The sequence below is a fragment of the Maribacter sp. R86514 genome (assembly GCF_044597005.1).
In the GTDB taxonomy this organism is placed as follows: Bacteria; Bacteroidota; Bacteroidia; order Flavobacteriales; family Flavobacteriaceae; genus Maribacter.
Genome location: NZ_CP138999.1, coordinates 892,513 through 904,752, shown reverse-complemented (window position 1 = coordinate 904,752; position 12,240 = coordinate 892,513). Strand labels below are relative to the sequence as shown.

At 32.6% G+C, this 12,240-nt stretch carries 11 protein-coding genes and 1 other RNA gene; 9 read left to right on the top strand and 3 right to left on the bottom strand.

Annotation, left to right across the window (positions count from 1 at the left end):
* Window positions 1-24 precede the first annotated feature (24 nt).
* A complete protein-coding gene (locus SJY30_RS03965) occupies window positions 25-1,647 on the bottom strand; it encodes an ABC-F family ATP-binding cassette domain-containing protein (RefSeq protein ID WP_396634306.1) in 1,623 nt (540 codons plus the stop codon).
* 178 nt (window positions 1,648-1,825) lie between these two features.
* Here SJY30_RS03965 and SJY30_RS03960 point away from each other — a divergent pair, with 178 nt between their 5' ends.
* A complete protein-coding gene (locus SJY30_RS03960; protein WP_396634305.1) occupies window positions 1,826-3,208 on the top strand; it encodes a transaldolase in 1,383 nt (460 codons plus the stop codon).
* A 25-nt stretch (window positions 3,209-3,233) separates the two neighbouring features.
* On the opposite strand, the gene SJY30_RS03955 is transcribed toward SJY30_RS03960, so the two are convergent.
* Window positions 3,234-4,043 carry an SDR family oxidoreductase gene (locus SJY30_RS03955; RefSeq protein ID WP_396634304.1) on the bottom strand — a complete coding sequence of 270 codons (810 nt, stop codon included), beginning with the start codon at window positions 4,041-4,043 and terminating at the stop codon, window positions 3,234-3,236.
* Between the two features lie 89 nt (window positions 4,044-4,132).
* An RNA gene (gene ffs / locus SJY30_RS03950) (signal recognition particle sRNA small type) lies at window positions 4,133-4,231 on the bottom strand.
* Window positions 4,232-4,364: 133 nt separating this feature from the next.
* On the opposite strand from ffs, the gene SJY30_RS03945 reads away from it, so the two are divergent.
* From SJY30_RS03945 to SJY30_RS03910, 8 genes are all read left to right on the top strand, one after another.
* Window positions 4,365-5,420, top strand: coding sequence for a glutaminyl-peptide cyclotransferase (locus SJY30_RS03945; RefSeq protein ID WP_396634303.1), 1,056 nt, complete (start codon window positions 4,365-4,367; stop codon window positions 5,418-5,420).
* A gap of 4 nt (window positions 5,421-5,424) precedes the next feature.
* Window positions 5,425-5,820 (top strand): acyl-CoA thioesterase, encoded by a 396-nt coding sequence (locus SJY30_RS03940; RefSeq protein ID WP_396634302.1) that lies wholly within the window; start codon window positions 5,425-5,427, stop codon window positions 5,818-5,820.
* 17 nt (window positions 5,821-5,837) lie between these two features.
* Entirely contained in the window at window positions 5,838-7,379 is a 1,542-nt protein-coding gene (locus SJY30_RS03935) for a hypothetical protein (protein WP_396634301.1), read from the top strand.
* Window positions 7,380-7,523: 144 nt separating this feature from the next.
* Window positions 7,524-8,255 (top strand): LytR/AlgR family response regulator transcription factor, encoded by a 732-nt coding sequence (locus tag SJY30_RS03930; protein WP_396634300.1) that lies wholly within the window; start codon window positions 7,524-7,526, stop codon window positions 8,253-8,255.
* A gap of 139 nt (window positions 8,256-8,394) precedes the next feature.
* Complete coding sequence (locus tag SJY30_RS03925; protein ID WP_396634299.1) at window positions 8,395-8,574, top strand: hypothetical protein; 180 nt, start codon at window positions 8,395-8,397, stop codon at window positions 8,572-8,574.
* A gap of 89 nt (window positions 8,575-8,663) precedes the next feature.
* The gene (locus SJY30_RS03920; protein ID WP_396634298.1) at window positions 8,664-10,730 is read left to right on the top strand and encodes an ATP-binding protein; all 2,067 of its coding nucleotides are present in this window, start codon (window positions 8,664-8,666) and stop codon (window positions 10,728-10,730) included.
* A gap of 45 nt (window positions 10,731-10,775) precedes the next feature.
* Window positions 10,776-11,444, top strand: coding sequence for a histidine kinase (locus SJY30_RS03915; protein WP_396634297.1), 669 nt, complete (start codon window positions 10,776-10,778; stop codon window positions 11,442-11,444).
* A gap of 153 nt (window positions 11,445-11,597) precedes the next feature.
* Window positions 11,598-12,236, top strand: coding sequence for a hypothetical protein (locus tag SJY30_RS03910; protein ID WP_396634296.1), 639 nt, complete (start codon window positions 11,598-11,600; stop codon window positions 12,234-12,236).
* Window positions 12,237-12,240: the final 4 nt, after the last annotated feature.

The window sequence follows — 12,240 nt, the reverse complement described above, 5'->3', positions numbered from 1 at the left end:
GATTTGGGTTAATCTATTCTATGCTTATTCAGCGTACATTTTGTTACGCTGATCTTTTAAAGCCTTGTCAGACATATATTCATCAAACGTTGAATACCTATCAATGTTGCCTTTAGGAGTTAATTCTATGATTCTATTTGCAACTGTTTGTGCAAACTCATGATCATGTGTAGTTAGCATTACAGTTCCTTTAAAGTTCTTAAGAGAGTTGTTGAATGCCGTAATACTTTCCAAATCTAAATGGTTTGTAGGTTCATCTAACATTAATACGTTGGCACGCATTAACATCATTCTACTTAACATACATCTTACTTTTTCACCTCCTGAAAGTACCGTACATTTCTTAAGCGCTTCTTCACCGCTAAATAGCATTTTACCCAAGAAACCACGTATATATACTTCTTCGCGTTCTTCCTCGGTTTTAGCATATTGGCGCAACCAATCTACTAAATTGATGTTACTTGTAAAAAAATCGGAATTATCTGCTGGCAAATACGATTGGGTTGTAGTAATACCCCATTGAAAGGTGCCTTTATCCGCTTTTTTGTTACCATTGATAATTTCATAGAATGCAGATGTTGCTCTAGAATCCCTTGAAATAACGGCAATCTTATCACCTTTTGCCAGGTTGATATTTATGTTATCGAAAAGCAGCTCTCCTTCATCTGTTGATGCTGAAAGTCCTTCTACATTTAATATTTGATCACCGGCTTCTCTCTCGCGATCAAAAATAATTGCAGGGTACCTTCTACTTGAAGGTTTAATATCATCTACTTTTAATTTAGACAACATTTTTTTACGTGAGGTTGCTTGCTTACTTTTTGCGACGTTTGCACTAAAACGAGCAATAAATTCTTGTAGTTCCTTTGCTTTTTCTTCTGCCTTCTTGTTTTGTTGCGCACGTTGACGAGCTGCTAATTGGCTACTCTCATACCAAAACGTATAGTTACCTGAATATAAATTTAATTTTCCGAAATCTATATCACCGATATCAGTACAAACCGTATCTAAAAAGTGACGGTCATGACTTACTACTATTACGGTATTTTCATAATCTGCCAAGAAATTCTCTAACCAACTAATTGTTTCATAATCCAAGTCGTTGGTAGGCTCATCCATAATCAACACATCTGGATTACCGAACAATGCCTGTGCCAAAAGTACACGTACCTTTAACTTTGAATCTAACTCAGACATCAAAGTAAAATGCATGTCGGCATTTATACCTAAGTTAGACAATAAAGCGGCCGCATTACTATCTGCGTTCCAACCGTTCATTTCTTCAAACTTTACCTGCAACTCCCCTATTCTATCTGCATTTTTATCATCATAATCAGCATACAGGGCATCAATTTCCTTCTTTATTTCATAAAGTGGTTTATTACCCATTACCACAGCCTCTAAGACCGTAAAATCATCGGCAGAGTTATGGTTTTGCTCTAATATTGACATTCTTTTGCCAGGTTCTAAATGAACATGACCAGAAGTGGGATCAATTTGACCTGCAAGAATTTTTAAAAAAGTAGATTTACCAGCACCGTTGGCACCAATGATACCGTAACAATTACCTTGGGTAAAAGCAACGTTTACTTCATCGAACAATACTCGTTTTCCAAATTGAACAGAAAGATTAGAAACAGATAACATAGAAACAAAAATTTAAAAATCCGTGCAAAAATACTGAATTTATAGGCTTGGGGTACCTAGTTTTGTGTCAAATTCCATAAAAGATTCTTAAGTTACTTATATGAACATTTAACTAGCTATTAACAAGTACTGGTGTTTTGGTTTGTTATTTTTGAATGTTACCAGTTCCATATACTATATGATAAGAATTTTACTCTCTACATGTGTAGCTCTTTTAGTGGGTTGTTCAACCGCAAAAAAGGATTCTGACACCGTACTTTTTGCCGGTGAAATCGTTAATCCTACGAGTGACCAAGTAATTTTATTAAAAGGAGGAATTAAAGTAGACTCTGCTAAACTTGACGACAAAAACCGATTTAAGTTTAGACTTAATTCTATTGAAAACGGACTGTACCATTTCAATTTAGCCCCAGAACATCAATACGTTTATCTAGAAAAAGGTGATAGCCTTATGGTAAGGTTGAATACCATTTATTTTGATGAGTCTTTAGTTTTCTCTGGCAGTAATGAAGAAACGAACAATTTTTTACTAGAGTTATTTTTGGCTACCGAAGAAGAGGATGCTGATATGTATTCTGAATATTACAAATTAGAACCTTTAGATTTTTTGGATAAGGTATCTTCTTTAAAACAAGATAAGGTCGATAAATTAGCCGAGCTAAATTCTGAGAGTCAGCTTTCTAATGAAGCTATAAAATTATTGAACGGCAGTATAAATTATACGTACAATAGGTATAAGGAAATTTACCCTTTTAGACATAAAAGCAAAACTGCAGAAGAAAATTTTCATGAGTTGCCCCAAAATTTTTATGATTATAGAAATCAATTAAATTATGGTGATAATACTCTTACATACCTTAGACCTTATTATGATTTTATGAAAGCTCATTTAGGCAACTTAGCATATATGAGCTGCCTTAAAGGTTGCACTAAAGAACACAAACAAAAAGGTAAACAGTTACATTACAAAAAACATAAACTACACCTAATAGACAGTCTGGTAGTCGAAAAAGAATTAAGGGATAATCTTTTTAGAAATGTTGCTTTTGATTACCTTCTTAAGAAAAAAGATGCGCCTGAAAACACAGAGATTTTCTTAAATGAATTCAAAAAGGTTTCTAAAAACAATATGCATATCGAAGAAATTGAAAATCTTTATCAGGGTATAGCAAATCTTCAACCTTCTAAGACTATACCTAACCTGAACGTTATAAATTTTGAAAACGATACTACCACGCTAACTGAAATAGCAGCAGATCGAAAAGTATTATTTTATTTCTGGTCTGGCACTAACCGCAGACAATACAAAAACATTTTCAAAAGAATAGCCATACTCAAAGAGAAAAAGCCCGACCATGAACTTATTGGCATCAATATTAAAACAGAATATGCTCAGTGGAAAAACATCATTGCCAACCAAGGTGTTGACCCTTCATTACAATATCAAAGTAACGACTTTAAAGAATTAACTGAAAAACTGGTTTTATACCCTATGAACAAAGCAATAATCACTGATAATTCGGTTATTGTAGATGGTTTTTCCAATATTTACAATAATTAAGACATTGTCACTTTTTTAAGGGGAATCAATGTGAACTATGATTCATAAGTAGCTTCTCGAACCAAAGACCAGGTAGTAGATTTTTAAGCGTCAAAGAGAATTTTTGAATAAATGAACCTACCTTATAATGCGGCTTCGGGTTTTTAGTCTGTATTATTTTTGCTATTTTTTTTGCGACATCTGTAGGATCACCTCCACTATCAACATCTGCATCAATAGCCTCTAAGGTATTCTTATATGCCTTTTTATATGCAGAATCATCATAAACCGGAGTATGATATCTACCAGAAGCAATATTAGTTGCAAAATCGCCGGGTGCAAGCGTAGTAAGATGAACTCCAAAAGATTTTGTTTCCATTCTATAACTTTCCGTTACAATCTCTAAAGCCCCCTTAGAAGCTGAATAAATACCTCTAAACGGTAACCCCATATAACCTGCAATAGATGTAATGTTAATGATAAGACCTTCTTTCTGCTCACGCATTACAGGCAAAACAGTATTCATCACATTTAAAGGTCCGTTGAAATTGGTTGCAAATGCTTTTAATACTTCCTCATGTGGTGTTTCTTCCATAGGGCCAGTTATACCTACCCCAGCATTATTGACCAATACATCAATTCTACCTTCAAGTTCAAGTAACGATGCAATACAACTTTTAATAGTGTCTATATTTCTAACATCCATCTCTAAAAGTGGAAAATCAGAAAATGAAGGATATTTACTTTTGCTGCGTGTTGTACCGTAGACTTTATAGCCTTTTTCCTTTAAATGTATACCTATTGCTTTGCCAATACCTGAAGACCCACCTGTAATTAGTACTACTTTTGTTTTCATTTTATAGAAAATAAGCGATGCTAAACGTTATATAGAATTGGTTATGAATGTGTTACCTAAAAATAAAACATTTCACTTTAGGGCACAAAAAAAGGCAAGCTACCTACATCGCACCGCTACGACCGTATACCCTTGCTGCGTTCCCACCCTGGGGGATTCTACAGGAGCTGGTCGTGTAGGACTTGCCGGGTGCAAATATACAATCTTTTAAAACTTTGACAATCCTTTAGTTTCTTATTTTTATGAATTAAATTGCCTATAAATAACAAGAAAGCCTTCTTGTAGTCAAATACTACATCAACTTAAACACCCATTTTCTTAATGAAAATTATTAATTATTTCTGTATCGTTCTTATTACCAGCTTATTTACTGCATGTGGCAGTGGCAATCAAAAAGCTTCTTCCCTATTCGAGATCAGTTTAGAGAAAAATGTAAACCAGGTTCAACTAAATCAAGAAATTGGTATAAGTATTAAAAATAAAAAGGAAAAAGAGATAGAAAGCGTAGCATATAGCATTGACGGCATGCCTATTCCTCTTAATAATGATAAAATAAAATTTAATTTACCAACTTTAGGAAACAAAGTGTTGACCGCGAAAATCACTTTTGATGGAGAAACCGTAGATATCAACAAAAACCTAAAAGTACTTTCAGATAAAGCTCCTGAAATTTATACGTATACTATTATTAAAGAATACCCGCACGATACAAAATCTTATACACAAGGCTTAGAATTTCATAATGACACCTTATATGAATCAACTGGTAAAAAGGGGCAATCATTTTTAAGAAAACTAGATTTTAAATCAGGTAAGGTATTTGAGCAAATAGATTTAGACGAAACTTATTTTGGAGAAGGCATCACTATATTAAATAATAAAATCTTTCAACTTACTTGGCAAAGTGGATTAGGGTTTATTTATGACCTAAACACATTTGAAAAATTGGATAATTTTCAATACGGAAAAAGTCGCGAAGGCTGGGGATTAACCAATGATGGCTCTAAAATTTTTAAAAGTGATGGTACAGAGAAAATTTGGTTTCTAAATCCTGATACCATGACAGAAGAAGGATATATAGAAACCGTAACCAATTCTTCTATTTTTAATTCTGCTAATGAGTTGGAGTATGTTGACGGTAAAATTTACGCTAACGTATATCAAAAACCTAGCGTAATGATTATAGACAGCAAAACAGGTGCCATTGAAGGGGTTATTAATTTCAGCGGATTGAGCGATATGATTACCAAAACCGAAAATTGGGATAAAACCAACTACGTGCTTAATGGAATAGCGTATCACCCTGAACGAAAAACATTTTTTGTTACCGGAAAGTTTTGGGACAAAATGTTTGAGGTGCAAATTGAGAAAAAATAGCAATATGGCATTTCAAAAAGAGCTCATTGTTTCACATGACGACCTAGACGATTTAAATCATGTCAATAATGTACGCTATGTACAGTGGATACAGGACATCTCTAAAGAACATTGGCAAACAGTTGCTACTACAAAAATGCAGCAAGATGTCATTTGGGTAGTTCTAACGCATCATATAGAATATAAACGTGCAGCAGTATTGGATGATCCTATTATTATATCAACTCACATAGCATCAAGTTCTGGCGCTAAATGTGTTAGAATTGTAGAGATGAAACACGGCACAACTAATAAATTACTGGTTAGATCAAGTACAGAATGGTGTCTTCTTGATAGTAAATCCTATAGACCTATACGAATTCCTGAGGAGATCAAAGAAATTTTCCTTAAACTTAGATGAAGTAAAACCTTTTTATTGTGCACCTTAGAATCTTGATTATACTTTCTGCCCTATTTGCTCTTCTTTGGGGTACTTCATGTAGAAAAGATTTTGAATACGCTGAAAGTAATGGTCACCTTTCTTTTTCTAGAGACACCGTTTACCTTGACACTGTTTTCTCAAACGTAGGTAGTAGTACGTATACTTTAAAAGTGTATAACGATACTAAAGATGACATCATAATACCTAATATATCTCTTAGAAATGGTAGCGAGAGCTTTTACAGACTAAATGTTGATGGTGTTGCCGGCAAAGAATTTGTAAACACACCAATTTACGCTGAAGACAGCCTTTTTGTATTTGTAGAAACTACAATAGATATTACTGATAATTCACTCAATGAATTACTTTATACCGATGCCATTCTTTTTGACAGCGAACCATTTCAGCAAACCGTTGAATTGGTAACACTGGTAAAAGACGCTATATTTCTTTATCCTATTGATGCTAATGACAATGTTGAAACTATAGTTTTATATAATGATGAAACAGGTAATCCTATAGAGATAGAAGGTTTTGAATTACCCGACACTCACTTAAATTTTAATAGAGAAAAATCATACGTTATCTATGGATATACTATTGTACCAAAAGGTAAAGAACTAGTTATTGACCCTGGTACAAGAGTTCACTTTCATGAAAACTCGGGTATTTTAGTACAAGAGGAATCTACCATTACTATTAATGGCGAATTAAGTTCTGACGATATTCTATTTGAAAACGAAGTTATATTTGAAGGAGATCGATTAGAGCCAGAATTTGATGATATTTCAGGACAATGGGGCACAATCTGGATTAGTGCAGGCAGCACAAGCAACACCATTAATCACTTAACTATAAAAAATGCCGAATTAGGATTATATGTAGAAGGACAAACTAATGAACCAGAAAAAACATTGACCATCACCAACAGCCGCATTGTTAATAGCTCTAGATATAATCTTTGGGCCAGAAGCGCGAACATTGACGCTTCTAACCTAGTTTTAGGATCATCTGGCAATTCATCTCTTTTAATTGAAAACGGTGGTAGCTATTCTTTTACTCATGCTACTATTGCAAATTATTGGAACAAGGGTTTCAGATTCAACCCCAGTGTTACCATAAGTAATACTTCTAAAACCAATAGCGAAAACGGTTTTGATTTGCTTGAAGCGGATTTTAAAAATTGCATCATTGATGGTAACAGCTCTAATGAGATTTCCCTTCAAGCAAACAACGAACACGCATTTAATTACACATTTCAAAATTGTTTTATAAGGTTTGATATAAATCAATCTGCAACCAACGAAGATATACTTTATGATTTTGAAAACGAAGAGCACTATCTTAACGTAATTCTTAATGGAGAGTTAGACTATTTTAGTCCTGTAGATAATGATTTTAGAATTGGATTGGACTCTGAATTAATCAATAAAGGTGACATTAACTCCGCCATTACCACCCCGTTTGACATTATAGGAACTGCTAGAATTCCCGATCCTGATATGGGTGCTTATCAATCAATAGAGAAAGATCTATAAGCCAATCTGACAATAATTTGAAGGTTTTTTCTCTCAGAACCCCTATAGGTGCTGATTTTATAAACATGTCCTTGGTTTTTATAAGGACATTCTAGGTATTCCTTTTCTAACCTATGTTTAATTTCGTAGTACACACCATTTTCATTGAGCTACACATACACCATAATAGACCAAGATGCTGTTTCTAATTTGCAGTTAAATGCATTTTTAGAAGAATACGGTGATTTTGAGTTTTTAAATACGACAAGCAATCCTTCTGAAGGATTGAATGATATCTTAAAGTATTCCCCAGATATAGTTTTCATTAATCTGAACAACGATTATGCTTCTGTATTTTTAATGGTAACAGAGATTCACCAGTACCTTAAAGAGCTCCCAATTTTAATTGGTATTGCTTCAACAAAAAACTACGCTTACGATGCTATAAAAAATGGCTTCTTCGATTATTGGCTTCAACCCTTTAATGAATTTGATATTCGTAAGTCTTTATTGAAATTGAAAAAAAGAATACCAAAAGAGAAGGAGCCCGCTACAATTTGTTTAAAATCATATAATGATTTTCAGTATTTAAATACAAACGATATTCTTTACTTAAAGGCAGATAACAATACCACCGAATTTTTCATGAAAGACGGTACAATTATTAATGCGTTTAAAACGTTAAAAACTTTTCAAAACACTTTGCCTGAGAATTTTATGCGTATTCACCAAAGTTATATTGTAAATACAAGTTATGTTTCTCGTATAAATTTCGGAAAATCTATCTGTGCAATTAAAGCAGTAAACGAGAATATTCCTTTTTCAAAAACATATAGAGAGAATATGAACAACCTTAAGAATATTCTTTCTAAAAACACTCTTTCTTCATTAAATTAAAGAATTCTCTCACAATTGACTCGTTTACTAACAGAATCAGGTCATCTACTTAAGACTTAAAATACGCTATTCTTTGCTAAACGAACGGTAGTACTTTGGTAGTATCATAAACCAAAAACCCCTAAAAAACAGAAACAGTATGAAAAAAGTTACAAGTATTTTAGCAATTGCATTAATGGCATTAGGTATGGCTACAGTAGTCATTGAAAACACAGCTAACGAATTCGATTTTCTAAATGATATTTCTAATGCATTGACATGTAATGATTGTGATGCACCAAAAGACGATAGAGGAAATTCAACAATGAAAATTGCATAAACAAGATTTAAAATATTAAAAAGCCTTTAACGAGTTCGTTAAAGGCTTTTTTTATACCTTGGTTTTTTCATACCCTTAAAATCATTTTTTTGAACAAACCTCATTTTTTCATAATACTACTACTATTACAATGCTTTAGTTGTTCAAAAAAAGAACCCGCTAAGTCTGTACAAGAAACAACAAACTCAAAAGATAGTATCTCTATCTGGATAGCTGAAAGTAATAATACCAAAACTACTGAAGAACAAAAATTAGCGCTACAACTAAAAGCTTTTAACCTAGCGGAAAATACAAACAACGATTCCTTAAAAGCATTATATTTCTCTAAACTATCGATTGACCAAAATTTTATTACCGATAGCTTATTGTACCGTAAAGTAAATAAAAATGCCATTTCCGTAAATAAAAGAATTAATGATTCTGTAGGAGTAGCAAACGCTTACTGGGATTTGGGAGCTTTCTTAAACAAAAGAACTATAAAGGATAGTGCATTTTTTTATTACGGAGAAGCACTAGATATATTTGAAACTACTGAAGATAAATATAGTGCTGGGCAATTGCATTTGAATATGGCGGTCATTCAGATGAAAATCAAAGATTATATAGGCAGCGAAGCAAATACCATAAAAGCTATTGAACATTTTAAATCAATTAAGAACGACATTAAACTATCTAATTGTTACAATATTTTAGGTATCGTTTTAAATGATTTAAAAGAATATGATAAATCACTTTCTTATTACAAAGAATCATTATTTTATTTAAAAAAAACTTCTAATTCAAAAATTGAAGAAGCCAGTCTAATTAATAACATTGGAGTTACCTATAGGAATAACAAACAGTATCCACAAGCAATTGAAAATTTTGAGAAAGTTTTAAGCACAAATAACTTATATACCAAGAGCCCAGGCCTATATGCTAAAGCAATGAGTAATCTTGCCACTGCAAAATTATATAGTAAAGACACCGTAAACGTTGAACGTTTATTAATTAAAGCCATAAAAATAAAAGAAAAATTAGATGACACCGGCAGTTTGGCGTCGAGCTACCATAGTTATGCTGAATATAAGGCTTACGCCAGAGATACATTAATGGCAATTAGCAAGGCTAAATTGGCAGAAGAATTATCAATTACAGGTAATTCAAATGAGCAGCTTTTAAAAACATGGCAATATTTAGCGATTTTAGATAAGCAACATGCTTCTGACTATTTCCAAAAATTCACAAAACTTAACGATAGTCTACAAATTGCAGAACGTAAACAATTGAACAAATTTGCCCGTATAAGTTTTGAAACTGATGAATTTATTGCCGAAAATATTGAGCTTGAAAGTGAAAAAGAAACGCTGTCAAAACAAAAACAAATTTGGATCGGCATTGCTACAGGATTCTTTTTACTTGGTTTATCTATCTATATTATAATTAACCAACGCGCAAAAAACCAGAAACTTAAATTTGATCAGCAACAACAGGCGAACAACCAAGAGATATTCAATCTAATGTTAATGCAGAAGCAAAAGGTTGATGAAGTTAAGCGTTTAGAACAAAAGCGAATTTCAGAAGAATTACATGATGGGGTTCTTGGTAAAATGCTTGGCGCTCGTATGATTCTTACCGGTTTAAACAAGCGCGCAACAGACGAAGCAATTCAAGAAAAATCTAAAGCACTTGGGTCTTTACAAGAAATTGAGAATGAAATTAGGTCTATCTCTCACGAATTGAGTCATAGTGCATATCAAAAAATAAATAATTTTACAGATTCTGTAGAAACACTTCTTGCCAGTAACAAGATTAAGAAAATCAAAACTATCTTTATTTATAATGAAGATGAAAACTGGGATAGCCTAGATGGTGAAATTAAAATTAACGTATATCGCATTATTCAAGAAACCTTTCAAAATGCCATAAAACATTCTAAGTGCTCATACTTTGAGGTTACTTTTTATAGAAATGATGTTGATTTTAAAGTTATTATGAGCGATAACGGAATTGGATATAACGTTAACAAAGGAAAAAAAGGAATTGGTATTAGAAATGTAACCTCTAGAATAGACAAGCTAAACGGCACCTTACATATAGATTCCGCTGAAGGGCAAGGAACAACTATTTCTTTGAATATTCCAATTAAAGTCAATATTAAAAAAAATGAGAAATAATAATACGTAATTTTATAACGTTAATAAAGAATAGAATCTTAAACTATGGACACTATAAGAATTTTAGCGGTAGATGATCACGAAATGACAGCGCTTGGATATAAATATATCTTAGAAGATTCTGATTTTAAAAATTTTAACGTTAAGGTAGAAATTGCAACTAATTTTGAAAAGGGTAAGGCTAAGATAGAAAGTTCTAAACGCGCAGTGCCTTATGATATTATTCTTTTGGATATTCAATTATTCTCACCAGAATCAAAAGACCCTAGAACCGGTATTGACCTAGGAATGGTCGCAAGAGCAGAAGTACCTAAATCTAAAGTGGTATTTATGTCTTCTTATAGTGATAATTATAGAATCAATAATATTTTCAAAACCGTAAACCCAGATGGGTATATGGTAAAGTCAGAAATTGATGAAATGTCGCTCAAAACAATGGTAGAGACCATTGTGGGTGAATCTCCTTATTACACCGCTAGTGCGCTATCTGCCATACGTCGTAGAATGTCTACAAATATCGTTATAGATGAGCAAGACCAAAAAATACTTTACCACCTTTCTCAAGGCATACATACTAGAGATATAGCACCGTTAATAGGTTCAGCGAATACGACGGTAGAGTCAAGAAAAAGACAGCTTAAAGCTCTGTTCGATGTAAAAAACGGTAATGATCTGGCGCTCATAAACGAAGCAAAAACCAGAGGTTTCCTGTAACGATGAAATATATAAATATTTGATAATCAGTAATTTAAAAATTAATTTTAAATTTTATCAGTATATCCTCCATAATTCTAAGGTTTTCCTAGGTAAGATTATAAAGAGAGAAAAGTATCTTTATACTATAGAATGCTATAAATTTCCACCTATATGCCTTTTAATTACGAAAATTTTATCAATAATTCTAAATTAGAATTTACAAAGAAAATTGCCGGTATAGATGATTTTCTTTCCGATATTGGTTTTTATTACTTTTCTGATGTAAAGCTGAACAATAAGCATATCACTTTTAATTCTATTAGTTTAGTTTTGGAAGTATCATGTAATTTAGACTTACTTGAACTACTATCACACTTTAATACAGGTAGATGGGGTAATAGTGGTACAGAAGAATCTCCATTACAACATGCATTAGATGTTTTAGATTTAAAAAACAAGTACTCCATAGATATTGAAGAACTTACCTTTTTTTTAAATGATACCAGTATTGTTATTAAGCGTATTTACGACAGAAGTATACCAAGACAATTAAATGATATTTTAAAGCAAATTGCATTTAACTATGTTTTTTTAACAAGAGGTCTTACTCAAAAACCATATGAAATCTTTGTTCCAATATTCGAAGATATTATCGAGAATATAGATGCAAATGAAGAACCAACTAATACCGCTCCAAAATCATATTCTGAATTCTGGGGAATCTACCTTGACAAGGAAGACGAAGCATCTATTTACGATGTTCATAAAAATACTTACGTAAGAGGAGATTTAGAGTTTTTATCGGAATAAAAAC

What these genes read in the sequence shown, in the direction of transcription:
- SJY30_RS03965 (WP_396634306.1), bottom strand. Translation starts at nt 1,647, where the DNA reads ATGTTATCTGTTTCTAATCTTTCTGTTCAATTTGGAAAACGAGTATTG.
- SJY30_RS03960 (WP_396634305.1), top strand. Translation starts at nt 1,826, where the DNA reads ATGATAAGAATTTTACTCTCTACATGTGTAGCTCTTTTAGTGGGTTGT.
- SJY30_RS03955 (WP_396634304.1), bottom strand. Translation starts at nt 4,043, where the DNA reads ATGAAAACAAAAGTAGTACTAATTACAGGTGGGTCTTCAGGTATTGGC.
- SJY30_RS03945 (WP_396634303.1), top strand. Translation starts at nt 4,365, where the DNA reads ATGAAAATTATTAATTATTTCTGTATCGTTCTTATTACCAGCTTATTT.
- SJY30_RS03940 (WP_396634302.1), top strand. Translation starts at nt 5,425, where the DNA reads ATGGCATTTCAAAAAGAGCTCATTGTTTCACATGACGACCTAGACGAT.
- SJY30_RS03925 (WP_396634299.1), top strand. Translation starts at nt 8,395, where the DNA reads ATGAAAAAAGTTACAAGTATTTTAGCAATTGCATTAATGGCATTAGGT.
- SJY30_RS03915 (WP_396634297.1), top strand. Translation starts at nt 10,776, where the DNA reads ATGGACACTATAAGAATTTTAGCGGTAGATGATCACGAAATGACAGCG.
- SJY30_RS03910 (WP_396634296.1), top strand. Translation starts at nt 11,598, where the DNA reads ATGCCTTTTAATTACGAAAATTTTATCAATAATTCTAAATTAGAATTT.